Consider the following 24,424-nt stretch of genomic DNA (forward strand, 5'->3'; position numbering starts at 1 on the left):
CGCTGCTCAGCAGGAGGGCAGGGACCCAGCCTGGCCCGCTGCCACCTTGCGTACGGCGTTCAGGGCGTCGTTGAAGGTGGCGATTCGGATCACCGTCAGCCCGGACGGCACGTGGCCGTGCGCCTCTGTGCAGTCCGATGCGGGAGCAAGGAAATATTTCGCGCCCGAGTCGTGCGCGCCGACCATTTTCTGCCGGATCCCACCGATCGGGCCCACCGTGCCGTCCTCGGCCATGGTCCCCGTCCCCGCGAACCGCTTTCCGGCAGTCAGCGAGCCCGGCGTCAGCTTGTCGTAGATGGCAAGGGTGAACATGGTGCCGGCCGACGGTCCGCCTACATTCCCAGCATCCACAGTCACCGGGAACGGCAACTTGTAACGCGGCAGAGGGTAGAAGCCGATCAGTGATCCCGCACCGTCAGGATTCTTCTCCGTCGGCACCTTCAGGGTCATCGGATTGTTCCCCCTGGTGACCTCGAGCGTGACGCTCGTGCCGGGCGCCACCTTGTTCAGCACCTGCCGGGCGCTGGCCAGGCGCGTCAGAGGCGACCCGTTGATGCTGCGTACGACATCGTTGACCTTCAGGAACTTCGCCGCGGGTGCGTTCGGATTGATCTCACCCACCAGCACGCTCTCCGGCACCTTGATACCGAGGCTGCGCAGCGCCACCACCTGCGCGGTCTGCTGCGAACCGCTCATGTCGGCCGCGTCCTGCTGCTGGACCTGTTTTCCGGTCACGCCCTTGGGAAAGTATTCGTCGGCCGATGCGAATTCGGCATTGCTGTTGAGATGTGCCGTTGCCCACTCCCAGACGCTGACCGGGTACTGCGGACCGCCGGCAAGCGAGACGGTGGTGAAGTCCAACGCCCCGGAGGTGGGGTAGGTCGGGTGACCGGAAACGGTGACAACGGGCTTGCCATTGATGTTGCCCAATGTGTTCTGCGCGGGACCCGGCCGGAGGATAGCCACCGGTACGTGGATCAGGTTCAGTGCCGCGATGATCACGACCATCACGACCGCGAAGACCAACCACCGAACGGTGCTCGGTTGCAGCCGTGAACCTCGCGATCCACCGTCCGCGACGTGATTCGAGCTCATACTCACAGGCCTACCCACTCGTCCTTGCCATCGCCGAATACCTGGTGTTTCCAAATCGGGACCGTGTGCTTCAAGGTGTCGATCAGCTGCGCACACGCGGTGAGCGCGGCGTGTCGGTGCGCTGCGCTGACGGCGACGACAACGGCGAGATCGCCCACCACCAACCGGCCCGTCCGGTGCACCGCCGCGGCAGCGGTCACGTCGTCGTTCAAGGCTTCGAGGACCACGTCGTAGAGAACCTGCTCGGCACTCGGGTGCGCGCTGTAGTCCAGGCTCGTCACGAATTCAGCATGATCGTGTGCACGCACCTGACCCACGAACAGACTGATGCCGCCGGTTTCGTCGTCGCTGACAGCGGCAAGTACCTCCTGCACCGACAACGGGCTATCCCGAAGTTGGGCGATACGTACCCGTGGATCCTGATTCATGACGAATCAACCTTTCCTGCGTCGACGCCGCATGATCGCGGCAGTTGCCCCCACGGCCACCGCTGCACTGGCAGCGCCGAGTGCGGCGGCGTCCCGGGCCCCGAAACGAGGTGTTGCGCGGCGGTGGCCCGCTGCATCCTCCAGCAGCACCGCGAGGCAGAGAGCATTGTCGTACGTCGGCTCCCAACCTGCTGCGAGCAGGGCCGCGGAATCGACCACCAACGGGTGCGTGACGAAGTCCAGATCGGACTCCGGGGACTTCAAGGTCCCGAGCCGATGCAATCGGCTGGCGATCGCGCCGGCCGTGCTGGCACCGACCTCGACCGGTCGCATCCCGCTGCGCTCTTCGATCTCGGCCTGGGTCAGATAACCGGGTGCACCCACCGGCAGCGGACCGGCGAGGCCCACGTCGATCGTGACCTCGACCGCTGCGGCGAGGTCTTCGACATGGCAGAACTGCCAGGTCGGAGCACCGCCGGCGACACGCAACAGACGCGGTGCGGTGAAGTGCCGGGTGGTCACGGTGTCGACCCCGCCCACTACGGATGCCGGCCGCAGGACCGCGATACGCACGGCGGGGTAGGCCGGGCCGACCTCGGCGAGGGCCTGCTCAACGGCGACGAGATCCGCTATCAGACCGTCATGTCCACGGGCCCGCAAGGGGCTGTCCGCGGGCATCGGGGTCGGGTTGTCGACAGCCGCCCCGTAGATCTGTGCGGCGGTGACCACGACGAGCTGCGAGACGGCGTTGGCCGCGCAGGCCAGCAGCAGAGTCCGCACCTCGCGCACCAGACGGTCACGTCGCGCGCTCGGATCCTCGGCCTGGTCACGCGACAGGTCCGTCGGCGTGACGACGTGTACCAGGGCATCGACGCCACCCAGTTCAGCACCGACCAACGGGCTCGCCAGATCACCCTGCAGAGCGACCACCTGGCCCCCGCGCCCGACCCACCGACCGGCCACAGCGCCGGCGATCGGACCGCCCGGACGGGTCACCGCGATCGGCTGGACGCTGCGCCCTAGGCGAACACGCCGATCTGGGGAACTCATTGACCGCCTGTCGTGGTTATCTGGGACAAGACGCATTCTCTCACCGTCTTGTTTCGAGGAGTACACATGAGTGACTTGCCCCCGGGCCGTCCCGGCGAACCCAACGACCCCGACCAACCCGATCTCGGAGAGCTGTTGCGCTCCCTGATGGGCGGTGGTGATCTTGCCGGTGCCTCCGGCCTGGCCGATGCCCTCAAGAGCATGGGTGCCGGCCAGCTCGATCCGGCGACCCTCGGAATGCTGCAGGCGCAGCTGCAGGCGATGATGTCCGCCCCCGCAGACGGCGGCTTCAACATCACGATGGCTACCGACATTGCGCGCAAGCAGGTTTCTGCTGCTGGCGATGCCAGTGTTTCGGCCCGCAGGATGGCTGACGTCGATCAGGCCGTTCAGGTGGCGAACCTGTGGCTGGACGACGTCACGGATTTCGCCGCGGTCGGGCCCGGCCGCGCCGTGTCCAGAGCGGAGTGGGTCGAGCAGACGATGCCGATGTGGCGCAGGTTGGTCGAACCGGTCGCGGACGGCGTCGGTAACGCCATCCAGCACGCGATGCACGAGCAACTCGGATCGCTCGGCGAGGGAGCCGGTGAACAGTTCGGGTTGCCGGCCGGAATGGACATGAGTGCCGTCATGGGACAGCTGGAGCCGATGATGAAAAAGATGAGCAGCGCCATGTTCGCCACCCAGGTCGGCCAGGCGGTCGGCGCACTCGCGGGCGACCTGGTCAGTGGCACCGAAATCGGCATCCCGTTGACAGACAGCACCGCCGTCGTCCTGCTGCCTGCGAACATCGACGTATTCGCCGAGGGCCAGCAGGCGGATGCCGGCGAGGTCCAGCTCTACATCGCCACCCGGGAAGCCGCACGGATGCGACTGTTCCGATCCGTGCCGTGGCTGTCTCCCGCACTCATCGCGGCCGTGCAGAGCTACGCCGGCGATATCGCCATCGACACCGAGAGCATCGAACGCCAGCTCCAGGACATCGACCCCAGCAACCCTGCGGCCATGCAGGAAGCCCTACAGGGCTCGTTGTTCGCCCCTGAGCCCAGCGAATCCCAACGACGCGCGCTCGCTCACCTGGAGACGCTGCTGGCCCTGGTCGAGGGTTGGGTCGACGTCGTCGCGGACCGGGCCGCAGTCGGCCACCTTCCGCACGCCGGCGCCCTAGCAGAATCAGTACGTCGCCGCCGGGCCGCGGGAGGCCCCGCCGAACGCGTCTTCGCCTCGCTGGTGGGTCTGGAGCTGCGGCCCCGACGGTTGAGGGATGCCGCTGCGCTCTTCAGCCAGTTGGAGGACACCGCCGGACCGCAGGCCCGCGACGGCGCCTGGAAGCACCCTGACTTCGCACCGAACGCCGATGATCTGGACAATCCGTCGGCCTACGTCGCGCGCAGCACAGGCGAGCCTCAGCAACCGAAGCGCGATGACGTGGACGCTGCGCTGGACGCGCTGCTTGCCCAGGGTGAAGCGGAGATGGAGGGTGAACACGGCAGCACAGGTGATCAGAAGCCGGGTCTCGGATTCCGTGGGCCTCAGACTGATGATGAGGGTGACGATTCGCCCGCGTCGGACAAATAGACAGGTCGGCTGGGGTGGACGCGGCATTCCCGCTACTGGCTGCTGACGTCGTCCGCGAACTGTCGAGCGATCGTGAGACTTCCACGGTCGGTCGTGACCAGGGTGGGCTGTGGGAGGAGTTCCTCCGGGTCGCGCGCGGCGATCCGTCCTCGACCTGGCGCGACGGGCCGGCGGACCATTTCACCGCCAGCATGTTCGTCTTCGACGCGGCGCTCGAGCGGGTCTGTCTCGTCCTGCACAAAAAGGTCGGCCGCTGGCTTCAGCCGGGTGGCCATCTGGAGGCCGGTGATGCCACCGTGGGCAGCGCTGCTGCACGGGAGGCGCAGGAGGAGACGGGCCTGCTGGGACTGGCACTGCTGCCCGGCGTCGTACATCTGAGTCATCACGCGCTGAACTCCAACTTCGGCTCATGCCGCTCCCACCTGGATGTGCGATTCGCCGCTGTCGCAGCGCAAGACACGGTCCCGGTCTGCTCGGCCGAATCGCAGGACGTGCAGTGGTGGCCGGTCGACGCGCTCCCACCGGACACCGACGACGAACTACGGACCGTCATTCCGCGCATCCGAGATCAGCTGCTCGAGGCGCATCCACTGCACTAGTGCGGTGCGTGCAGGATGTCGTCCTCATCCTCGGGTAGCCCGGCGCCGAAGGACACCCCGTCCAAGAAAGCCTGCGCCCGGTCCAGGTCGGGATAGGCCGACAGGAGGTCCCAGAACCCCGGACTGTGGTCGGCACGCAACAGGTGCGCCAACTCGTGCAGCAGGACGTAGTCCACGACGTAGGCCGGCATGCCGATCAACCGCGACGACAACCTGATCGTGGCGTGCGCCGGGGTGCAGGACCCCCAGCGGGTGCGCTGGTTGTCCACCCACCGCACCGAGGAAGGCCGCGCCATTCCGCCCAGATACCGGGTGGACAGTCGCCCGGCAGACGCAAGGAGTTCGGCATCGGACGGGCGCTGGCGTTGATGCTGTCTGGACTTCGTGACTTTCGCGACCATGTCCGCGACCAGCCGTGTCTCCTGCGATGCGGGAAGGCCGGCCGGCACCAGCACCACGATCCGATCTCCGTCGCGGTAGGCCGACACCGTCCGGGTCCGGCGCGCCGAACGACGGATCTCGACCTCCTGGCCGTCAGCTCGCGTCAGTATCGAGGTGCTGACACCGCCGCCACCGGCGCGCGCAGCAGCCTTGGACGGGCGTGACGGGCGCATCGGCATGACAGCAATCTAGGCGCGAACACCGCCAGGACGGCAAACCCGCGACGGTGACCCGGTGGATACAGGAGTGCCTGTGGATAACTGCGGCGCCGGACATTCGGCACTGTCAAGGTGTGGACTCGACCATCTGCAAGGAGCGCACCGATGACCTCAACCATCCCGCTACGTGCCCACCTGCGACGTCCTGGCGAGATCCATCTCGGCCTCGGGTCGGATGCAGCTGTCGTCCTCAGCGGCTTGACCGAAGCCGAGACCAGGACAGTCGTGGCGTTGGGTCCGATGACCGCCCGGCAGTGGGGCAGCGCCCACCTGGCCAGGCCCCCCTCGCCTCGGTGGCCCGCCGTGCTTCAGCTGCTCGGCGATGCAGCCAGTGCGCTCGGAACACCCGCCCCGGACGTCAGTGGCGTCCTGATCTGCGGCAGTGGGAGCGTGCCGCAGGCAGTTCGTCACGTGATTGCGGACATGGGCGATAGACCTGCCCGCAGCCCCACCACACTGGCCGTGTTGATCGCCGCAGAACACATCTGCGCAGGAGCTGCCGACCGTTGGCAGCGCGAGCGCGTACCCCACCTACCGGTCACGGTCGGCGCCCGGCGTGCCGTGGTCGGTCCACTCATCCGACCCGGTATCGGACCGTGTGTGGGCTGCCTGGATCACCACCGGGCGGTCCTGGACCAGGGCTGGGCTCCCATCGCCCTCGAGGAACCGTGGCGCGATGGGATCGGGATTGCCGGTAGCACCGAAGCGCCTGGTCGCTCCGCGGCCACCACCGTCAGTGCCCCCGCCGACCTGTGCGCCGTTGTCGCCGGAGTGGTCGGGCTCGTCACGCGCGGCTACCTCACCGGGGCGCCGCTGCCCGTCGGGGTTTCCCTCACCATCACCAGCCCTGTGCCGCGCATCCAGCACCGGCTGTGGCGGCCACACCCTAGGTGCTGCCCAGACGCGGAATGGCAATAAGTGATACTCGAGAGATGACAGACCTGCCTCGCAAGGGCATCGCCCGCGCCGCGCGACTCGCTAGTCTCCCGTTGGGATTCGGAGCCCGCACAGCGATCGGACTCGGTAAACGGGTAGGCGGCAAACCCGCTGAGGCGGTGGCTGCGGAGCTTCAGGCTCAAACCGCTGCCCAACTGTTCAAGGTGCTCGGCTCCCTCAAGGGCGGCGCCATGAAGTTCGGCCAGTCGATGTCGATTTTCGAGGCTGCGCTGCCCGACGAGGTTGCCGGTCCCTACCGGGCCACGTTGACCAAGCTGCAGGATTCTGCACCCGCGATGCCGGTGGCCTCCGTGCGCAGGATCATGCGCGATGAGTTCGGCACCCGGTGGCGCGGCAAGTTCGAGTCCTTTCAGGAGAAGCCCATCGCGGCCGCCTCGATCGGCCAGGTACACCGGGCGGTGTGGAAGGACGGTCGCGACGTCGCCGTCAAACTGCAGTACCCGGGTGCCGGCGAAGCACTGATGTCGGACCTTCAGCAGGTCTCGCGGGTCATGCGCCTGACCACGAGTTGGTTGCCGGGTCTGGACCTCGGACCGATTCTGGACGAACTCAAGGGTCGGATGGCCGAGGAAACGGACTACCTGCAAGAAGCGCGGATGCAGGAGCAGTTTGCGCAGGCCTACGACGGGGACCCGGAGTACTCGATCCCACACGTACTCACCGGCACCAATAACGCCATTGTCAGCGAATGGATGGAGGGGATCCCGCTGTCGCAGATCATCGCGACCGGCACCCCAGAACAACGCGACACCGCCGCGTCCCGCTACCTGCAATTCTTGGTGGAAGGACCGCTCAAAGCTGGTCTGCTGCACGCAGATCCGCACCCAGGTAACTTCCGTCTGCTCCCGGACGGACGACTCGGGGTGCTGGACTTCGGCGCCATCAACCGGTTGCCGGACGGACTGCCACCGGCGCTGGGACCGCTGCTGAACGACGCGGTCGACGGCAACGCACAGTCGTTCGTCGAAGGATTGCGGCGCGAGGGCTTCATCCGCCGCGGGGTGCGCGTGGATGACGAGGCGATCCTGTCGTACCTGAAGGTATTCCTGGAGCCGTTGCACGTTCAGGAGTTCACTTTCAGTCGAGCCTGGATGCGCAGCATCTTTGCCTACATCAACGATCCACGCAGCGCGCAGTTCGCGATCGGGTTGAAGTTGAACCTGCCGCCGAACTACCTCCTCATCCACCGAGCCTGGCTCGGCGGCATCGCAGTGCTCAGCCAGATCGAGGGCACCGTGCCTGCGCGCGCCATCGTGGACCGCTGTGTACCCGGTGCCGAGTTCCCGCCGCTGACCTGAGCAGCTGGCCGCTCACCGACACAGACGGGCCGGGTGGCGATCTCCCACCCGACCCGATGTGCCGATATCAGTACTTGCGGTAGCGACGCCGCTGGATCCGCCGCGCCTCACTGGTGATCTCTCGTGCGGGTCTGGTTCCCCCGCGCGATTGCTGGTTACGTCCCGGTGGTCGGGACAGCGCCTGGATGTACTGCCAGTTATGCATGGTGAAACTCCCTGTTGGATATGATGATTCATTGGTCTTGCGCTGGCCGTGCGGTCATCACGCAGCGACCGGATGCTTGCGGGGACGTCCCCGTGGCCGCTTCCGCGCGACGATCTCGCCACTGACGAGTAGCTCCGCACCCCAGACACCCCACGGCTCTGCACGCTGCAGGGCGCCCGCCAGGCACGCTGCCTGCAGTGGACACTGCCTGCACAGCGCCTTCGCGAACTCCACGTCCTGGGGTCGATCGGCAAACCACAATTCGGGGTTGCCGGCGCGGCACGGTAGGTCGATTCCGGCTGCTACCTGCTGCGCAGTCGCGTCGATCAAATCGGTGAGCATTTCCTTCTCCTGATGGGTCGCGCCGGTCTGCGACCGGCACTCTCGGTGATGGAGGACCCGCGGCGGAGAACAAAAAAGCCGCGGACCCGATGTCGGGTTCCGCGGCCTGGAGAAGGACCTGGTGAGTGGATCAGCCAGGCGCTCTGCCGGAAGCGGAACGGGACGGGGCGAAGGCATTGCTGCCGGTCGGGACATAGGTGACATCGGTCGCACGCAAGCGCCTGGACACACTGGTCCCCTTGATGCAGGACGTGGCGGCAATGCCCGACATGTCGATGTGGTGACGGATATCCGCGCGAGGCTCCGTGCGGTGCATCACAAAAGTCGTGGTCTTCATCAGGTCATCCCTCCTTCCACTGCCTGCGGCCCCGGACCGCCACCGAAGCGGCCGGGCTGACTAACGACGAGGTTACGTGCGGCGTGGTGACGCAGGCAACCTATTTTCTGGAGAAGATCTTCGAACGGATCAGTGATTAGCCGATTCCATTGCGGCAGTGCACTTTTGGGCTACTACGGCGGGGTCATCACCGGTCAGGACCGCGAGCACTGACCCGCCGTAGGTCGTGAGTTTGCGGGCGCCGACCCCGGAAATCGTGGCCAGTCCGGGCAGATCAGTCGGAACCTTTTCGGCGATCGCCACGAGGGTGGCATCGGTGAAGACCACGAAGGCCGGCACCTTCGTGGCGGTCGCCACGGCCAGACGCCAGGCACGCAGCGCCTCGAACTGCGCTTCGTCGTAGCTCGCGGGACAGTCCGAGCACCGGCCGATCTTGCGTTCGGCCCCCACCTGCAACGTCTTGCCGCACACCCGGCAGGTGCTCATCTTCGCCGCGCGGGTCCGCGACACCCGGCTGCTGGCGGATCGCACGGGAGCGGCCGGACGGGCGCCTTCACCGAGGACCGCGGTGGCCCCCGCCAAAAACCGCGACGGCTTCCGCGAGGCCCGGCCGCCAGGATGTCTGGAGGCTGCCCAGCTCAAGGTGAGGTGGCGACGGGCCCGGGTCAGGCCGACATACAGCAGGCGGCGCTCCTCGGCGACCTGCGCGGGGCCTTCGGCCATCGAGAAGGGCAACAATCCCTCCGAGCACCCGACCAGGAACACCGCATCCCACTCCAGGCCCTTCGCCGCGTGCAGAGATGCCAGCGTGATCCCCTCGATGGTGGGCGCGTGCTGCTCGCTGGCCCGCCGGTCCAGCTCAGCCACGAACTCACGCATTCGGCCGGCATTGGAGGTGCCGAAGTCGTCAGCGAGGCTGGCCAACGCGTCCAGGGACTGCCATCGCTCGAGCACCGCCCCGCCCGCCGGCCGCGTCGGAGACCAGCCGGCAGCAGTGATCACGTCACGCACGACTTTGGCGAGCGGATCGACCCCGTCGTCGCCGCGCATCGCACCCCGCAACAGAACCAGGGCTGCCCGTACTTCTTTGCGTTCGAAGAATCGTTCCCCACCGCGGACGAGGTAGGGCACCCCGGCCGCTGACAACGCAGCCTCCAACACCTCGGACTGCGCGTTGATCCGGTAGAGGATCGCGATCTGCGAGGCGGGGACACCGCTCGCGATCAGCGCCTTGATCCGCGCGGCAACGTCGTCGGCCTCGCCCTGGTCGTCGGTGTATGGCAGCAACTGCGGGACCGGACCGGGTGCGGACTGCGCCTGCAGCGCCATTCCCGATCCCTCCCTACCGCCACTCTGCAGAACCAGGTTGGCCAACTGCACCACCTGCGGCGTGGAACGGTAGTTGCGTACCAGGCGGGTCACGGCGACACCGTCGCGCCGGGCGAAATCGGTCAGATGTCGCGGGCTGGCGCCGGTGAAGGAGTAGATGGTCTGGGCGGGGTCGCCCACCACGCACAGATCGGTGCGCTCGCCCACCCACTGATCCAGTAGCGCCTGCTGGACGGTGTTGACGTCCTGGAACTCATCGACCACGAAATGCCGGTACTGATCGCGCACCGTGCGCGCCACATCGGGCCGCTCGGCGAGGATCCCCGTCATCAGCAGCAGCACGTCCTCGAAATCGATCACGCCGCGCGCCGTCTTGGCTTCTTCGTAGGTCTCGAAGAGCCGCGCCATCGCGGTCAGATCCAACTCAGGCGGTTTTCGACCAGCCGCTCGCGCGGCAGCGACATAGTCCTGCGGAGCGACCATCGCCACCTTGGCCCACTCGATCTCCGCCGCGAGGTCACGGATGACGACCCGGTCCAACCGCAGCCGCAACCGGGACCCGGCCTCGGCCACCACCGGCGCCTTGTACTTGAGAATCTCCGGAGCCGGCCCGCCAACCGTCTGGGGCCAGAAGAAATGCAACTGACGCAGGGCCGCGGAGTGGAATGTACGGGCTTGCACGCCCGGCAACCCCAACTCCCGCAGCCTGGTCCGCATCTCCCCCGCCGCACGCGCGGTGAACGTCACCGCAAGCACTCTGCGGGGTTGGTAGGCGCCCGAGAGCACGCCGTAGGCGATCCGGTGGGTGATGGCCCGTGTCTTACCGGTACCTGCCCCGGCGAGGACACACATCGGACCGAGTGGGTGAGCCGCTACTTCCCGCTGCTCGGGGTCCAACCCCTCCAGCACCTGGTCGGCGCTGCCCTCCATCACGTCACCACCGCTCGCCGGCCGCTTGCGGCAACGGGCCGCCGTACCAGTCTTCGATGAGATGACGGGCTATCGACAGCGATGGGGGCACGCCGAGCGTCCGATCCACCAACGCGTCCGCCAGCTCGGCGCGGCTGAACCACTGCGCTGCCTCGATCTCGGAAGGGTCCAACACCAGATCGGTGCTGGTCGCGTGGGCCGCGAAACCTACCATCAGTGAGGCGGGAAAGGGCCACGGTTGATCGCCCCGGAACTGCACCTGCGACACCGTCACACCCACTTCCTCCAGGACCTCACGCGCCACCGCGTGCTCCAACGACTCACCGGGCTCCACAAAACCAGCCAGCACCGACATCCTGTTGGTCTGCGCACCGAATCTGGTGCCGCGCGCCAGCAGCAGGCGGTCGTCCTCATCGACGACCGACATGATCACCGCCGCATCCGTGCGCGGGTACTGCTCGGACCCCTCCCGGGTGCAGCTACGGCCCCACCCGGCCTGCGATACCTGCGCGGGCGCTCCACACCGCGGGCAGAACCCCTGCGTGCGTTGCCAGTTCAGGATGCCCAGAGCGGTCGTCAGGATGCCGACGTCGCGGACCGGCAGGTGCAGACCGACCTCCCGCATGGTGACCGCATCCTCGGGCGCCTCGTCGTCGCCGCGATCGACCGCGACCACATCGGCGCCCGCGTCGACTCCGAGGAAGATTGCGAGTCTGGAGCAGTCGTCGTCGACCGGTGGGCGCAAGACGACGTGATCGCGCGCGACGCTGGCGCGATCGCCGAATACGTCGAGGACCTGAGTGGCAGGGTTCGCCAGTAGTTGGCGCACCAGCTCAGGTTCGTTTCGGCGATGGGAGGCACGGTCCAGCGACGTGCGGGACAGGACGAGGTCGGACAGGCTTGTGGGTGTCGCAGGCACGCTCCCAGGCTACGGCCCGTATTTCCCCTACCGTTAGCGGTGTGTTGCGTCCTGCTCTGAGTCTTGCTGCCCTCGCCCATGCCGCGGCACCCGGTGTCTATCCGACGGGCGTTCAGGAACTGCCCACGCCGCGCGGCGCCGCCTATCAACTGGTCCTGGTCACCGACGAACACGGCGACTCCTGGACGGTCCGGGCTTCCCTCGACTCGGCCGCCGGCGCTGCGTTGGAAGCAGCCGCGAGCTTGTTGCGCCTGCTCGGCGGGCGGCTGCCCTACGCCGTCCCCGTCGTTGCGGGCACTGCGACGGGCGATGACGGCACCACCGTGATCCTGTACCGCGCGCTACCTGGATTGCCGCTCGTCTGGCGGGATCTGTCCGCTGCCTCGCCACTCGCGCGCAGTGTCGGAACCGCCATCGCCGCCCTGCACGATGTGGATCCCCGGGTCATCGAGGAGGCCGGTCTACCGAGCTACGACGCGGACGCCTACCGTGCCCGGCGGCTGGCCGCGCTGGACCGCGCGGCCAGCACCGGCAGGGTGCCCGCCGCGTTGCTGACCCGATGGGAACGCGCACTGGAGGAGGTGACGCTCTGGAAATTCGCGACCTGCGTGACCCACGGCACCCTCGAGGGTTTCCATGTCCTCGCGGACACCGAGGTCCGAGCGATCGACACCTGGGAGCGTGCGTGCGTCGCAGACCCGGCCGAGGACTTCGCGGCTCTGCTCGCCCTCGCGCATCCAGACGCCTTCGACACGGTGCTGGAGGCCTACTCCGGCGCACGACACGACCAGCCGGACCCGCATCTGGAGCGCCGGATCCGACTCAGCGCCGAACTGCACCGGGTCACGGCGTTGCTGGACGCGATGGCAGCCGATGACGACCGACTCATCGAGCGCCGGACGGCTGCCCTGGCCCGTTTCGCCGATACCTGTGCGGACGACGACCGGCTGATGCCGTCACCGTTCGTGCGGCGTCGTCCGCCCGCTGCCACCGGGCAGGAGCCCATCGATCCGGCTGACGTGCAGGCTCTGGACGAAGGCGTCGAGGACGAGACCATCGAGATTCCGATCCCGGTGCCCGGCTCCGAAGACACCGCAGCTAAGGACACCGCAGCTGAGGACACCGCAGCTGCGGACGCCGCGCCTCAGGATGCCGCACCTGGAGATGATCAGGGCTCCAGCACGCCCTCATGATCGGTCGGCGCTGTGTTGATTTGTGCTGAATCGGTCGGTGCTATCGCGGCGAGCAGTTCGGCGAGCTGCTCGGAACCGGGTAGGTCCGGCCACACCGTCTCGCCGGTGCCCGCGTAGTAGAAGGCGCCGGAAACCAGTTCAGGGTCGAGACCATGCAGTCGCGCGTAGGCAATGCGGTAGGCCGCGAGCTGCAGGGCGCGGGTGCGGGCTGCTTCGCCGCTCGGCATGGCCCCCGTCTTCCAATCGACGATGACGTAGCCCACGCCGTCGAGCGAACGGAAGACCGCATCGACACGGCCCCGGATGCTGATCCCGGCGATCCATGTCTCGAGGGCGATTTCAACATCGATCGGGGCGCGATCAGCCCACTGTGAGGCGAGGAACCGGTCTTTCATGCCTTGCAGGTCGGCGTCGAGATCGGCGTCTTCGTCGCCCGACCCGGGCAACGAGGTGATGTCCAGCAACGCGGCTCGCTGGAAATGCTGCTCGACCCAGGCGTGGAACGCCGTACCCCGACGCGCTGCGAGCGCGGGCGCGGAAGGCATCGGACGGCGTAGTTGGGAGGCGAAACCCTGCGGGTCCTGCGCCAACGCGACCAGTGCGGACGTCGAAATATGCCCTGGGAGGTTGACGGCCGCCTCTCGGCGGGTGCGGGAGGCCTGCCGCTCCACGAGTAGCCGCAGCAGCCGCCGGCCACGGTCAGTGTCCGGGTCGGCCAGTTCGCCCGGGTTCGGGGCCGTGATTGCTGCCGAGATCTTCGCCACGCCGGCCTGGAGGTCCTCCCGACGATTTTTCAGTCGGTCCCCCGGCCAGATAGCGACATTGTCGCTATCTGCGCGGGGGTTGATCGGTTCTGGATCATCGGGCAGGGGGCACCAGGTGGACCGCTGGACCAGACCGGCGTCCACCAGCTCAAGCAGGAAGCGCGAGGTCACCCGCGGAAACTTGCCCGCACCCCAGACGGCGCCGGTGAGCAGCATCTCGTGACGGGCGCGGGTGAATGCGACGTAGGCCAGGCGTCGTTCCTCGGCCACCGCATGAGCGCCACCCTCGGTGCGGAAGGCGGTCAACGCCTCCCGCAGCGCAGGGACGTCGCCCGCGTCCTGCCAGCCGAAGAACGGCAGACCGTCGACGTCACCACGCAGGTCGTACGGCACGCCGTCGAGACCGCCGGTCCACCCGGTGTCGGTGGTCACCCAGCTGCCGTGATCCAGCGGGTGCGCATCATCGCCGCTCCCGATGGCCCACCCGCCGTGCTTCTTCTTCCAGGTGGTCCGGTGCCCGTGCGAGGGGAACGTGCCCTCGCTGAGCCCTGGAACCGCGACGTAGTCCCATTCCAGACCTTTCGCAGCATGCACGGTGAGCACCTGCACCGCGGCGTCCGTGGTTTCCAGGAACGGCGTACTCAGCCCGCGTTCCTCCTTCAACGCGGCGTCCAGCCAGGCGAGAAAGCCGCCGAGCGTGGGTCGGTCGGCCTGCGCTGCGAACTGGGCTGCCACGTCGGCGAACGCGTCCAGGTGCACCCTGGCGGTGCCGGGCGTGTGCTCGGCTCGGGCCAGGACTTCGATGTCCACACCCAGGGACCGTTCCGCCTCACCGACCAGCTCGGCGAGCGGAAGTCCGGTCATCGAGCGCACCCGACGGATCATCCGCGCCAGGTGGTGCAGCCGGGTCAGGGCGACCTCGCCGATGTGCTCATCGGCAGGTCCGCGCCACCCGGCATCAGGAAGTCGTTCGAGCGCTTCGATGATGCTGGGCTGATCGCGGGTGTCCTGCTCCAGATCCTTCACCTGCGCGTCATCTTTGATCTGCGGGTCTTCTCGCTGTCTGCCGTCCGCGCCTCGGTCGTGCCGTACAGGACGATCCTGGCGGACGAGCCGGCGAGCCCACGCGTACAAACCGGCCAGATCTGCCGGCCCGATCCGCATCGCGGGACCGGTCAGCAGTCGCATCAGTCGATCCCCGCGAGTGGGGTCCTGCACCGCCCACAACAAACTCACGATGTCGGCGACCTCGGGGGTGGTGAGCAGGCCACCCACCCCGACGACCTCGACGGGCAGCCCATGTGCCTGGAGCCGATCAACGACCAGGGAGAAGAGGGCCCGCTTACGGCACAACACTGCGGCGGTGACCTTGCGGTGTCGACCCGGACCTTCGAACCACTGCCCGGCAATCCAGCGCGCGACGTGCTCCGCCTCGTCCTCTTCGGTTTCCAACCGGGCCGCGTGCACCGCGCCCGCCGCCGCGTCCGCCCGGGGCCTCAGCGCGAGCACGGGAACTCCGCTGCGGCGCAGGGGTGCCGATGTGCGGTCAGCAACCTTCAGCACGGCGACATCGTTGCGCCAGCTTGTTGCCAGCGGCAGCTGTCGGCATCCTGCCTCGCCATGGAAATGCTCGGCGAACGCCGAGAGGCTGGTCGCGCTGGCTCCGCGCCAACCGAAGATCGACTGGTGCGGATCACCGACGGCCGTCACCGCGACCGGCTCCCCCGGCGCTATCAGCAGTGAGCGCAGCAGGACCATCTGCGCTTCACTGGTGTCCTGGAATTCATCGAGCAGCACTGCTCGGAAGCGGCCCCGCTCCATGGCCCCGACGTCCGGGTACTGCTGAGCCAGGCGCGCCGCAAGCGCCATCTGATCGGCGTAGTCCAAGCTCGTACGGCTGCGTTTCAACTCCTGGTAGCGGATCACTATCGGCATCAGATCGGCGCGTGCCAGCAGGACGTCGAGCACCTTTTTGTCCTCCTGCGACAGTCCCTTCACCCGCCCGGCACCAGGCAACGACGCGACCTGCTCGACGACGCCCAGCAGGTAGTCGCGTACCTCATCCGGCGTTCGTAGGTGCTCGGCCATCTCTCCCGCGATGTCGACGACCGCGGCGATCACAGTGGACTCATGGCGGTCGACCCGGTCCATCGGTCCGTCGTAGGCCGAGACGACCTCGGCCGCGAACTGCCAGGCTGCCGCCTCGGACAACAGTCGGGAATCGGGTTCGATACCCATCCGCAGACCGTGTTCGGAGACCAACCTGCCGGCGTAGGCGTGGTAGGTCTGCACCGTGGGGGTGTCGGCGAGACTCTGTGTGCCGTCCTCCGGGTCCACCGGTGGCGTCCACAGTCCGGCGTGGGTCAGCTGGCGCAGGCGTCGCCCGACGCGCTCGGCAAACTCGCCCGCACCCTTACGGGTAAAGGTCAGACCAAGCACCTCAGAGGGCTGCACATGACCGTTGGCAACCAACCAGACGACGCGGGCGGCCATTGTCTCGGTCTTGCCCGAACCGGCTCCGGCCACCACCAGTAACGGCTGATCGGGTGCCGCCTCGATGACAGCTGCCTGTTCCTTTGTGGGGGCCGGCAGGTCCAGGCGGACTGCGAGCTGCAGGGCGTCCAGGGGCCGTCCCGATCCGCCGTTCACTGATGCTCACCCAGCATCCGACCCTCTTCCTGCAGTGGGCAGCACGCGCGCACCGGGCAGGTGCCGCAGCGCTCGGATACTGAGGCTATGACTGTCGAGCCGGCCATTCCGTCAGCGGTTTGCGCCAGCAGCCGGTGCGCCCAGGAGTCGGTGACTTCATCGAGGGCGGCCTGCGGCTGCACCTTCACGCCGCGTGTCCCCGCAGCCTTGCCGATATGCACCAGTGCTGCACCGGCAGAGTGCGTCTCGTTCGGGAAGGCTCCCTCGACCACGGCCACCTGATAGACGCCGAGCTGGGCTTGGCTGGCCATGTCGCCGTCCTTGGGCTTGCTGGATCCGGTCTTGAAGTCGATGACCCGGATGCCCGCAATGCCGTGCTTGCGCTCCGTCCGGTCGACGCTGCCATGCAGTTCAGCGCGACCGACCTGCAGGCGCACATCGACCTCCACCCCTGCCTGCTCCCACCCTTCTGCTGCAGCTTTCTCGAAGTACCCGTGCAGGTACTCCAGCATCCGATGGGCCCGGGCACGGTCCCGTTCGCTCATCCAGGTGTCGCCGAAACCGAGCCGCGGCCATCGCTCGTCCAGGGCCCGGGTCATGGTGGCCAGGTCGTCCGCCGCGAACTCTGCGGCGATCTCATGCACGAGAGTCCCGAGATTACGGGTCCCGATATCGGGGCCATCCGCGCCGATACTGCTCAGCAGCCAGTTCAGACCGCAGGTGCCGAATGCCTCGACACGCGACGGCGACACCGAAACCTTCGCATCAGGTGCCCGCAACGGCCGGTCGTCGGACAGCGCAGTCAACGCCCACCACTGTCCCGGGTCGGCGCCGGGCACGTCGTGAGCTGCCAGGAAAGCCAACTCGGCTGCTGCCCGGTCGGCCGCAGCCCCGCGCGCAGTCACGATCTCGCGTCGCAGCGCAGCGACCGAACCGGACAGGGTCAAGGCGTCGGGGACCTCGACCGGCGTCCGGGGCTCTTCATCCTGATGCGTCAGCCGCACGGGCGGATCCACGAGGTCGAGATAGATCGACGGTTGTTCGTCGTCGCTCCGCACGGCTGTCACGAGCAGCTGCTCGCTCGCGCGCGTCACAGCAACGTGGAACTGGCGGGTCTCGTCGTAACGCACCGCCGCCTGCGCGCCACGCAGCGCCTCCGCCGAGCCCAGGTGCGCCTCGCGACCTCTCATCACGTCGACCAGCTGCTCGGAGCCGAGCAGTGAGCCACGCAGCCGCAGATCGGGCCACACGCCGTCCTGTACGCCACACACAGCAACCACCCGCCACTGTCTGCCGGCGGCTGCAGCCGGGGTGAGCAATGCGACCGAGGCGTCATCGGGGGCGCCGGGAACCAACCGGTCACCCGGCACATCCTGGCCGCGGATGTGCTCCAGAAATCCTTCGGGTGCTGACCCCGGAAGACGGTCGTCATACGCCGCGGCGGCCGCGAAGAGCGCCATCATCGCATCGAGATCGCGGTCGGCCCGGGCGCCGGCAGCGCCCCCCTCCAGTGCTGTTCTGCGCCAACCCTCCGCCAGGGCGCCTGCTTCCCACATGGCCCACAGCACCGTCTCGGCAGTAGCCCCCCGGGCCCGTCCTGCGTCAACTCCCGCGCGAAGCACCCGGGCGATCCGAGCCGCGGGGGCGACCTCCGGCTCGTCCAGCGGGCCGGCCGATGTCACCGCCGCAGCAAGCAACTCGTCGCTGGACCGGTTACCTCCGACCTGCAGCTCCGAGGCACGCAGCACCCGCCGCATCCGACGCAGCACGATGGCATCGGCGCCACCCAACGGCGAGGTCAGCAGATCAACGGACGTCTCGGCGGTGAGCGGTTGCTCGCGGCCATCGCGCAGGGCGATCGCCGTCTCCAACAGCATCAGGAACGGTCGTACTGCCGGCTCGTCACGCACCGCGAGGACCGTGGACGGCACTGCGACCGGCACGCCGGCACCACTCAAGGCCCGACGCAGGGCTACGGCGCGGGCCTGGCCGCGCACGATGACGGCCATCTGTGACCAGGGCACCCCACCCATGAGGTGCAATTCGCGAAATTGGCCGGCAACGTAGGCGGCCTCCTGAGACGTCGCACGCAGCAGAGCCACGTCGACGTGTCCGTCGACGCCGGTAGGCCGTGGCCGGCGTTGACCGCCCGCGCCCACCGTGCCGATCCGGGCGCTCACCCGCGCAGCGACCGCGACTGCCGCCTCGCTGAGCCGATAGGACTGCGGCAGGATGATCGGATCGGCTGCGCTGCGTCGCTGGCTCAACGATTTCAGGTACCGCGGATCGGCACCGCGGAAGCCCTGCACGGTGGAGTCGGGGTCTGCCAACAACACGATCCGCGCGCCGGGGTGGGCCAGGACGTCGAGCAGCGTCGCCGACGCATGCGTCAGTTCCTGAGCGTCGTCGACGACGATGAGCTTGGTTCGCCGCTGCATCCGCGCCGCGGCCTCACGGTCGGTCTCCAGCAGCCCGGCGGCAGCACCGAGAATCCAGGACGGGTCATAAGCGCCCGGTCGTGACAACGCGGTGACCTGGTCGTACTCGTCGAGCACCCGCGCCGCAGCCACCCATGCGGGTCGCTGATGCCGCACCCCGAGTTCGTGCAGCGCGTCGCCATCCAGGCCCCACTCCACAGCGCGCATCAGCAGGTCCCGCAGTTCCGAGCGGAACCCCCGGGTACCCAGGGCCTCACGGACGAAATCTGGCCACTTCGGGGTGCCCTCCAGGCGATCTGAATCCTGCGCGTGGCCCGCCAGCAGTTCCCGCAGGACGACGTCCTGCTCCGGTCCGGACAGCAGCCTCGGAGCGGGCTCCCCGGCCAGGGCGGCGGCCTCCCGCAGAATCCCGAACGCGAGCGACTGATGGGTGCGCGCCACCGGTTCGCTCGTCGTCGCCTGCAGCCTGGCCGTCAGATGATCGCGCAGCGCAGCCGCCTGGATGCGCGTAGGCGCCAGCAGCAGACACTCGTCGGGACGCATCCCTCCGGCGACCGCCGCGACCACGGTCTCCACCGCGACCGTCGACTTGCCCGTGCCCGGAGCTCCCAGGACCACAGTCATCGATGCAACGCCGCGCACCGCCAACTCCTGCATCTCGTCCAGGTCCGGACGAGGCAGTCGGGACTCGGCAGCCCTGCGCATCATCACCACGTGCGCTATCCCATCACCCTGGTCCGACAGTCCGCCCCGCTCAGTGCTGCGCGAGGATCTCAGTACTGCGCAAGCGTGGGATCGATCTGCTGTGCCCAGGCGAGGATCCCGCCCTCCAGGGAAGCGACCGGACCCGCATAACCGTCCTGGAGCAGGGAGCGCACCGCTGCGCTCGATCGCGCTCCGGACTTGCAGTGCAGCACCAGAGTGCGCCCGTCGGAGGCTCCGAGATTGCCGATGCCGACATCGTCAGCCTCGAGATGTTCGGCGAAGGGCAACGCCACGATGTCACGTTCGGCAGCGGTGCGGATGTCGATGACCCGGGCCCGGCCGACGGCCAACAGGTCGCGTAGCTCGTGCACGGTGAGCTCCGGTACCGGGATCCGCTGCTTCGGTGCCGACAGCCTGGTGATGCTCGGGTCGATCCCGCAGATCGGACACGCCGGATCAGCTGCCATCGGCAACGTCTGCCAGCTTCCGGCCAGCGCGTCGTGCATGACCATCCGGCCGATCAGCGGCTCCCCGAGGCCGAGCAGCAACTTGATCACCTCACCCGCCTGAATGGCTCCCATGGTGCCCGGGAGCAAACCGAGGACGCCGGCCTCCGCGCAGGACGGCACGGCACCGTCCGGCGGAGGCTGGGGGAAGATGCAGCGGTAGCAGGGACCCTCACCCGCAAGCCACACCGACGCCCGCCCTTCGAATCGCTCGACCGAGGCCCAGACGAGCGGGAGCCCGAGGAACACACAGGTGTCGTTGACCAGATATCTCGTTGCGAAGTTGTCGGTCGTATCTACCACTACGTCGTGGTCGGCCGCCAACTCCAAGGCATTCGACACCTCGAACCGGGCCTGCAGGGTCTGGACGTGCACCTCACCGTTGATCCCAGCGACCGCTGTCCGGGCAGCGGTCGACTTGGCCGAACCCAGGTCGTTCTCGGTGAACAGCACCTGCCGTTGCAGATTGGAGGACTCGACCACGTCGTCATCGATGATGGTGAGATGTCCGACGCCCGCCGCAGCCAGATAGGCCAGGACGGGAGCTGCCAGACCGCCGGCGCCCACCACCAGAACCCTGGCGTTCTTGAGGCGCCGCTGACCCGTGGTGCCGATCTCGTCGAGCAACAGGTGCCGGGAGTACCGCTGAACCTGGCCCGGGGTCAGTGGGGGCGCTGGCGGTATCAGCGGTTGGCGCGTCACGGGGTCGAGGTTACCCGTGGGAATAGAATGACCTGCAAACTCATCGGTAGGGAACTGCCACAGGCAACCGCCGCGCACAGTACATCGATCCGAGGACGGAGCCAGGGTGGCAACACAGACCGAAGAACACGCTCGAGGAGGGCGCTTACCCCGCTCCGCGCGGCGGGCCCAGCTACTTGAGGCGGCGTTGGCGGTCTTTGCGGATTCCGGCTACCACGCGGCGTCGATGGACGAGATCGCCGTCCGGGCCAGTGTCAGCAAACCAGTGCTCTACCAGCACTTCCCTGGCAAGTTGGACCTCTACCTCGCCTTGATCGACCGGCACACCACGGAGGTGCCCCGGCTGGTGCGAGAAGCGCTCGCGGCCACTCACGACAACGCGACCCGCGTCGCGGCAGCCCTGAGTGCATTCTTCGAATTCGTCGAACGCGACGACGCGGCGTTTCGGTTGGTGTTCGAATCGGACCTGATCGACGACCCCGCAGTGAAACAACGCGTGCGCCAGATGGACAACGAGTGCGCCTCCGCAGTGGCAGAGGTCATCGGTGAGGACACCGACCTCGGCCTGGAGCAGGCACAGGTGCTCGGGGTTGCACTGGTAGGTATGGCGCAGATCGTCGCCCGCTACTGGTTGCATGAGGAACCCGCGTCGCGGATGTCGCGCACGGAGGCCGAACGACTCGTGGTCACCCTTGGATGGCGGGGTATGGCGGGCTTCCCCAAGACGGGCGAATAGGCCGCCCAGGCAGGACGGCCTCGGAGTACCGGTGCAGGAATGATCGGGTGGCCGCGAGGCTTACCGTTGTAGGAGACGGCTCGTCGCACCTGCCGGTGTTCGGGCGGACAGCAATCGAAGGGATTCACGGTGGAGGTAAAGATCGGCGTGCAGCATGTGGCGCGCGAGGTAGTGCTCGAGTCGGATCAGAGCGCCGAAGAGGTGCGCGATCTGGTGGCGGCGTCGCTGAAGTCCGGTGATCCGTTGACCCTCACCGACGAGCGCGGTCACACCGTGACGGTTCCGGCGTCGGTCATCGCCTATGTGGACGTTGCTTCAGAACAGGCTCGTCGGGTCGGCTTCGGGAGCTGACCGACCAGCTGAACAACAACCAGCTAAATACCGGGAGACCTGCGCAGCTGCGCAGGTCTCCCGTTCTCATCGGGTGTTCAAAGGGTGGCGGATCAGGCCGACAGCCCGAGGGCTTCCATCCGCGCCGTGTGGGCGTCGGTGAGACGGGTGAACAGGGCCGACAGCTGCGCCAGCGACATGCCGTGACCTGACCCGTCGGCAATCAGGAATCGCTCCAACGATTCTGTCTCGGCGATCGTCATCTGTGCCTGGGTGAGCACTTCGCCCATCAACCGTCGGCCCCACAGCGCCAACTTGCTGGCCATCCGCTCGTCATCGGTGATGGCGTACCGCAGCTGCTGTTCGACGAACACGGCCGCATCGTTGTCGGCGAGCACCTCCAGCATCAGCGTGCGACTCGTAGGGTCCACCCACCGGGCGCATTCGCGGTAGAAATCCCGCGCGATCGACTGTCCGGCATAGGCCTTCATCAGGCTTTCCGCCCAGTTGTGGGGGGTGGTGCGACGGTGCCACTCGTCGATGGCGGCAGCGACCGAGTCCATCGCTTCCTGCGGATCGACGTCCAACTCGTGCAGCCGCGCGACGATTGCCTCGTAGTGGTGGAACTCGCGCACGGCGAACGCCGCGAGTACGCCCTTGAGTTGCACTCCCGGGGCCATTCCCGCGTCGTTGACCGTCGCGAAGAAGCTCTTGAGCTCGCCGTAGGCCAGCACGCCGAGCAGGGTAGTGACCCCCGCCCGGATGACCGGGTCCTGCAGGTCGGCAGCAACGGGTTCGACAGCGGGCGCATCATCCATCCGCCGATGCTAGCGGGATCAAATGCGCTGTCGGGGCGCCTGGTGGCACTAGACTGCGAATTGTCAATAAGGTGCCCGGTCGGCATGACGACCTTTTGCAACGAATCAGTCGACGTCGTACGTCGGCAACGACATCCCCCGATCGGCTCCCCCACAGCTCGCCTGCGATGTGACCTGATTTCCTGGTCCAGCACGCGGGAAGCCGTTCGAAGGATTGCCGTACATGAGTTCACCCGCCACCTCTGAATCCAGCACGTCCGAAGCCACCGCATCCGAAGCCACCGCATCCGAAGCCACCGCATCTCAAAGCACTGCTCCGGAAGCACCGGCGCCCAGCTTCGGCGATTTCGGTGTCCACCCGCTGATCGTCCAGGCACTGGCCGATGCCGGCATCATGTCGCCGTTCCCGATCCAGTCGATGACCTTGCCGGTCGCCCTGAACGGGCACGACATCATCGGGCAGGCCAAGACCGGCACCGGAAAGACTCTCGGGTTCGGGGTGCCGCTGCTGCACCGCATCACCTCCCCCACCGACGCCACCTACGCCGACCGACCCGCGCCCGGCAAGCCGCAGGCCCTGGTCGTCGCGCCGACCCGCGAGCTCGCCAACCAGGTCATGGGCGACATCACCACGGCCGCGGCGCTGCGCGGTATCCGGGTCATGGCCATCTACGGCGGTCGCGCATTCGAGCCCCAGGTCAACGCGTTGCGTAACGGCATCGAGGTCGTCGTGGGTACCCCCGGACGGTTGATCGACCTGGCCGGACAGGGCCACCTGGATCTTTCCTACGTTCAGACCGTCGTCCTTGATGAGGCTGACGAGATGCTCGATCTGGGCTTCCTGCCCGACGTGGAGAAGCTGCTCGCGATGACTCCGGCCTCCCGTCAGACCATGCTCTTCTCAGCGACAATGCCCGGCGCAGTCGTGGCTTTGGCGCGTCGCTACATGACCCAGCCCACGCACATTCGCGCGATCAACGAAGAAGGCGACTCCGGGCACACCGTCGCTGCGATCGAGCAGTTCGTCTACCGAGCGCACGCTATGGACAAGGTCGAGATGCTCGCCCGCATCCTGCAGGCCCGCGGTCGCGGCCTGACGATCGTGTTCAGCCGCACCAAGCGCACCGCGGCCAAGGTGGCCGACGACCTGCGCGAACGTGGCTTCGCGTCCGCATCGCTGCACGGCGACCTCGGCCAGGGCGCCCGCGAGCAGGCCCTGCGGGCCTTCCGCGCCGGCAAGATCGACATCCTCGTCGCTACCGACGTCGCGGCCCGTGGCATCGACGTCGAGCACGTCACGCACGTCGTGAACTATCAGTGCCCCGAAGATGAGAAGACCTACCTGCACCGCACCGGGCGTACCGGTCGCGCAGGCAACACCGGGGTCGCTGTCACCTTCGTCGACTGGGACGATCTGCCCCGCTGGGGCCTGATCAACAAGGGACTCGACCTCGGCATCCCGAACCCCGTGGAGACCTACTCCTCCTCGGAGAGCTTCTACACCGACCTGGACATCCCCACCACCGCGACCGGCAAGCTACCGCGCGCCGAGCGCACCCGCGCAGGCCTGGACGCCGAAAACCTCGAGGATCTGGGCGAGACCGGGAAGTCCCACCGAGCCGGCCCGGCGCGCGGCGGAGCCGGGTCCGGCGGACGCTCCCACGGTGGCCGTGACGGCCAACGTGGCGCTCGCAAAGAACCCACCGCCACCCGAACGGGATCCGACAACGGATCGACCACGTCGGAGGACCGGCCCAAGCGTGCGCGTAACCGGCGTCGTACCCGCGGCGGTTCGGCGGATTCCTCGCAGGCTTCCTGACCTCAGCTGAAGAACGAAGAACGGGCGCGCTCTGGTGA

21 protein-coding genes are annotated in these 24,424 nt (G+C 67.6%); 8 read left to right on the forward strand and 13 right to left on the reverse strand.

The window, feature by feature from the left end:
- Positions 1-6: 6 nt before the first annotated feature.
- Genes V3G39_15620 through V3G39_15630 form a run of 3 tightly spaced genes read right to left on the reverse strand, consistent with a single transcriptional unit; the run spans position 7 to position 2,573 of the window.
- On the reverse strand, positions 7-1,095 hold the full coding sequence (locus V3G39_15620) for a PDZ domain-containing protein (protein ID XAS76056.1): 1,089 nt from the start codon (positions 1,093-1,095) through the stop codon (positions 7-9).
- A gap of 2 nt (positions 1,096-1,097) precedes the next feature.
- A complete protein-coding gene (locus tag V3G39_15625; protein ID XAS76057.1) occupies positions 1,098-1,523 on the reverse strand; it encodes a molybdenum cofactor biosynthesis protein MoaE in 426 nt (141 codons plus the stop codon).
- Positions 1,524-1,529: 6 nt separating this feature from the next.
- On the reverse strand, positions 1,530-2,573 hold the full coding sequence (locus V3G39_15630; protein XAS76058.1) for an NAD-dependent epimerase/dehydratase family protein: 1,044 nt from the start codon (positions 2,571-2,573) through the stop codon (positions 1,530-1,532).
- 66 nt (positions 2,574-2,639) lie between these two features.
- Here V3G39_15630 and V3G39_15635 point away from each other — a divergent pair, with 66 nt between their 5' ends.
- On the forward strand, positions 2,640-4,151 hold the full coding sequence (locus V3G39_15635) for a zinc-dependent metalloprotease (GenBank protein ID XAS76059.1): 1,512 nt from the start codon (positions 2,640-2,642) through the stop codon (positions 4,149-4,151).
- A gap of 14 nt (positions 4,152-4,165) precedes the next feature.
- Positions 4,166-4,750, forward strand: coding sequence for an NUDIX domain-containing protein (locus V3G39_15640; GenBank protein XAS76060.1), 585 nt, complete (start codon positions 4,166-4,168; stop codon positions 4,748-4,750).
- Here the strand turns inward: V3G39_15640 and V3G39_15645 are convergent.
- Complete coding sequence (locus tag V3G39_15645; GenBank protein ID XAS76061.1) at positions 4,747-5,370, reverse strand: YgjP-like metallopeptidase domain-containing protein; 624 nt, start codon at positions 5,368-5,370, stop codon at positions 4,747-4,749. The two genes, V3G39_15640 and V3G39_15645, sit on opposite strands and share 4 nt — an antisense overlap.
- A 144-nt stretch (positions 5,371-5,514) precedes the next feature.
- On the opposite strand from V3G39_15645, the gene V3G39_15650 reads away from it, so the two are divergent.
- Positions 5,515-6,327 carry a hypothetical protein gene (locus V3G39_15650; GenBank protein XAS76062.1) on the forward strand — a complete coding sequence of 271 codons (813 nt, stop codon included), beginning with the start codon at positions 5,515-5,517 and terminating at the stop codon, positions 6,325-6,327.
- A gap of 14 nt (positions 6,328-6,341) precedes the next feature.
- Positions 6,342-7,664, forward strand: a complete 1,323-nt coding sequence (locus tag V3G39_15655; protein ID XAS76063.1) for an AarF/ABC1/UbiB kinase family protein — start codon at positions 6,342-6,344, stop codon at positions 7,662-7,664.
- A 67-nt stretch (positions 7,665-7,731) separates the two neighbouring features.
- Here V3G39_15655 and V3G39_15660 read toward each other — a convergent pair whose 3' ends face one another.
- From V3G39_15660 to nudC, 5 genes are all read right to left on the reverse strand, one after another.
- Positions 7,732-7,869 carry a hypothetical protein gene (locus tag V3G39_15660; protein ID XAS76064.1) on the reverse strand — a complete coding sequence of 46 codons (138 nt, stop codon included), beginning with the start codon at positions 7,867-7,869 and terminating at the stop codon, positions 7,732-7,734.
- A 57-nt stretch (positions 7,870-7,926) separates the two neighbouring features.
- The gene (locus tag V3G39_15665) at positions 7,927-8,211 is read right to left on the reverse strand and encodes a WhiB family transcriptional regulator (protein ID XAS76065.1); all 285 of its coding nucleotides are present in this window, start codon (positions 8,209-8,211) and stop codon (positions 7,927-7,929) included.
- Between the two features lie 130 nt (positions 8,212-8,341).
- Positions 8,342-8,548 (reverse strand): hypothetical protein, encoded by a 207-nt coding sequence (locus V3G39_15670; protein XAS76066.1) that lies wholly within the window; start codon positions 8,546-8,548, stop codon positions 8,342-8,344.
- A gap of 129 nt (positions 8,549-8,677) precedes the next feature.
- Positions 8,678-10,807, reverse strand: coding sequence for an ATP-dependent DNA helicase UvrD2 (locus tag V3G39_15675; GenBank protein XAS76067.1), 2,130 nt, complete (start codon positions 10,805-10,807; stop codon positions 8,678-8,680).
- 4 nt (positions 10,808-10,811) lie between these two features.
- A complete protein-coding gene (gene nudC / locus V3G39_15680) occupies positions 10,812-11,726 on the reverse strand; it encodes an NAD(+) diphosphatase (GenBank protein ID XAS76068.1) in 915 nt (304 codons plus the stop codon).
- 41 nt (positions 11,727-11,767) lie between these two features.
- Here nudC and V3G39_15685 point away from each other — a divergent pair, with 41 nt between their 5' ends.
- The gene (locus V3G39_15685) at positions 11,768-12,919 is read left to right on the forward strand and encodes a phosphotransferase (protein ID XAS76069.1); all 1,152 of its coding nucleotides are present in this window, start codon (positions 11,768-11,770) and stop codon (positions 12,917-12,919) included.
- On the opposite strand, the gene V3G39_15690 is transcribed toward V3G39_15685, so the two are convergent.
- From V3G39_15690 to moeB, 3 genes are all read right to left on the reverse strand, one after another.
- Entirely contained in the window at positions 12,895-16,332 is a 3,438-nt protein-coding gene (locus V3G39_15690) for an ATP-dependent DNA helicase (protein XAS76070.1), read from the reverse strand. The two genes, V3G39_15685 and V3G39_15690, sit on opposite strands and share 25 nt — an antisense overlap.
- Positions 16,329-19,478 carry an ATP-dependent DNA helicase gene (locus V3G39_15695; GenBank protein ID XAS78261.1) on the reverse strand — a complete coding sequence of 1,050 codons (3,150 nt, stop codon included), beginning with the start codon at positions 19,476-19,478 and terminating at the stop codon, positions 16,329-16,331. Before V3G39_15695 ends, V3G39_15690 begins: the two co-directional genes overlap by 4 nt.
- 65 nt (positions 19,479-19,543) lie before the next feature.
- On the reverse strand, positions 19,544-20,683 hold the full coding sequence (gene moeB / locus V3G39_15700) for a molybdopterin-synthase adenylyltransferase MoeB (GenBank protein ID XAS76071.1): 1,140 nt from the start codon (positions 20,681-20,683) through the stop codon (positions 19,544-19,546).
- Positions 20,684-20,789: 106 nt separating this feature from the next.
- Between moeB and V3G39_15705 the strand changes: the two genes are divergently transcribed.
- Complete coding sequence (locus V3G39_15705; protein XAS76072.1) at positions 20,790-21,419, forward strand: TetR/AcrR family transcriptional regulator; 630 nt, start codon at positions 20,790-20,792, stop codon at positions 21,417-21,419.
- A 129-nt stretch (positions 21,420-21,548) separates the two neighbouring features.
- Positions 21,549-21,770, forward strand: coding sequence for a DUF3107 domain-containing protein (locus V3G39_15710; protein XAS76073.1), 222 nt, complete (start codon positions 21,549-21,551; stop codon positions 21,768-21,770).
- A gap of 92 nt (positions 21,771-21,862) precedes the next feature.
- Here the strand turns inward: V3G39_15710 and V3G39_15715 are convergent, their stop codons facing one another.
- Positions 21,863-22,567: a ferritin-like fold-containing protein gene (locus V3G39_15715; GenBank protein XAS76074.1), complete on the reverse strand. Its 705-nt coding sequence runs from the start codon at positions 22,565-22,567 to the stop codon at positions 21,863-21,865.
- A gap of 223 nt (positions 22,568-22,790) precedes the next feature.
- Here V3G39_15715 and V3G39_15720 point away from each other — a divergent pair, with 223 nt between their 5' ends.
- A complete protein-coding gene (locus V3G39_15720) occupies positions 22,791-24,386 on the forward strand; it encodes a DEAD/DEAH box helicase (GenBank protein ID XAS76075.1) in 1,596 nt (531 codons plus the stop codon).
- The last annotated feature ends 38 nt before the right edge of the window (positions 24,387-24,424 follow it).

The sequence above is a fragment of the Dermatophilaceae bacterium Sec6.4 genome, from assembly GCA_039636865.1.
In the GTDB taxonomy this organism is placed as follows: domain Bacteria; phylum Actinomycetota; class Actinomycetes; order Actinomycetales; family Dermatophilaceae; genus Allobranchiibius.

Bases quoted from the DNA above. Each gene is read 5' to 3' on its own strand.
- V3G39_15635 (XAS76059.1), top strand. From the start codon at position 2,640: ATGAGTGACTTGCCCCCGGGCCGTCCCGGCGAACCCAACGACCCCGAC.
- V3G39_15660 (XAS76064.1), bottom strand. From the start codon at position 7,869: ATGCATAACTGGCAGTACATCCAGGCGCTGTCCCGACCACCGGGACGT.
- V3G39_15650 (XAS76062.1), top strand. From the start codon at position 5,515: ATGACCTCAACCATCCCGCTACGTGCCCACCTGCGACGTCCTGGCGAG.
- V3G39_15720 (XAS76075.1), top strand. From the start codon at position 22,791: ATGAGTTCACCCGCCACCTCTGAATCCAGCACGTCCGAAGCCACCGCA.
- V3G39_15715 (XAS76074.1), bottom strand. From the start codon at position 22,567: ATGGATGATGCGCCCGCTGTCGAACCCGTTGCTGCCGACCTGCAGGAC.
- V3G39_15665 (XAS76065.1), bottom strand. From the start codon at position 8,211: ATGCTCACCGATTTGATCGACGCGACTGCGCAGCAGGTAGCAGCCGGA.
- V3G39_15645 (XAS76061.1), bottom strand. From the start codon at position 5,370: ATGCCGATGCGCCCGTCACGCCCGTCCAAGGCTGCTGCGCGCGCCGGT.
- V3G39_15655 (XAS76063.1), top strand. From the start codon at position 6,342: ATGACAGACCTGCCTCGCAAGGGCATCGCCCGCGCCGCGCGACTCGCT.
- V3G39_15670 (XAS76066.1), bottom strand. From the start codon at position 8,548: ATGAAGACCACGACTTTTGTGATGCACCGCACGGAGCCTCGCGCGGAT.
- V3G39_15620 (XAS76056.1), bottom strand. From the start codon at position 1,095: ATGAGCTCGAATCACGTCGCGGACGGTGGATCGCGAGGTTCACGGCTG.
- V3G39_15695 (XAS78261.1), bottom strand. From the start codon at position 19,478: ATGATGCGCAGGGCTGCCGAGTCCCGACTGCCTCGTCCGGACCTGGAC.
- V3G39_15675 (XAS76067.1), bottom strand. From the start codon at position 10,807: ATGGAGGGCAGCGCCGACCAGGTGCTGGAGGGGTTGGACCCCGAGCAG.
- V3G39_15625 (XAS76057.1), bottom strand. From the start codon at position 1,523: ATGAATCAGGATCCACGGGTACGTATCGCCCAACTTCGGGATAGCCCG.
- V3G39_15630 (XAS76058.1), bottom strand. From the start codon at position 2,573: ATGAGTTCCCCAGATCGGCGTGTTCGCCTAGGGCGCAGCGTCCAGCCG.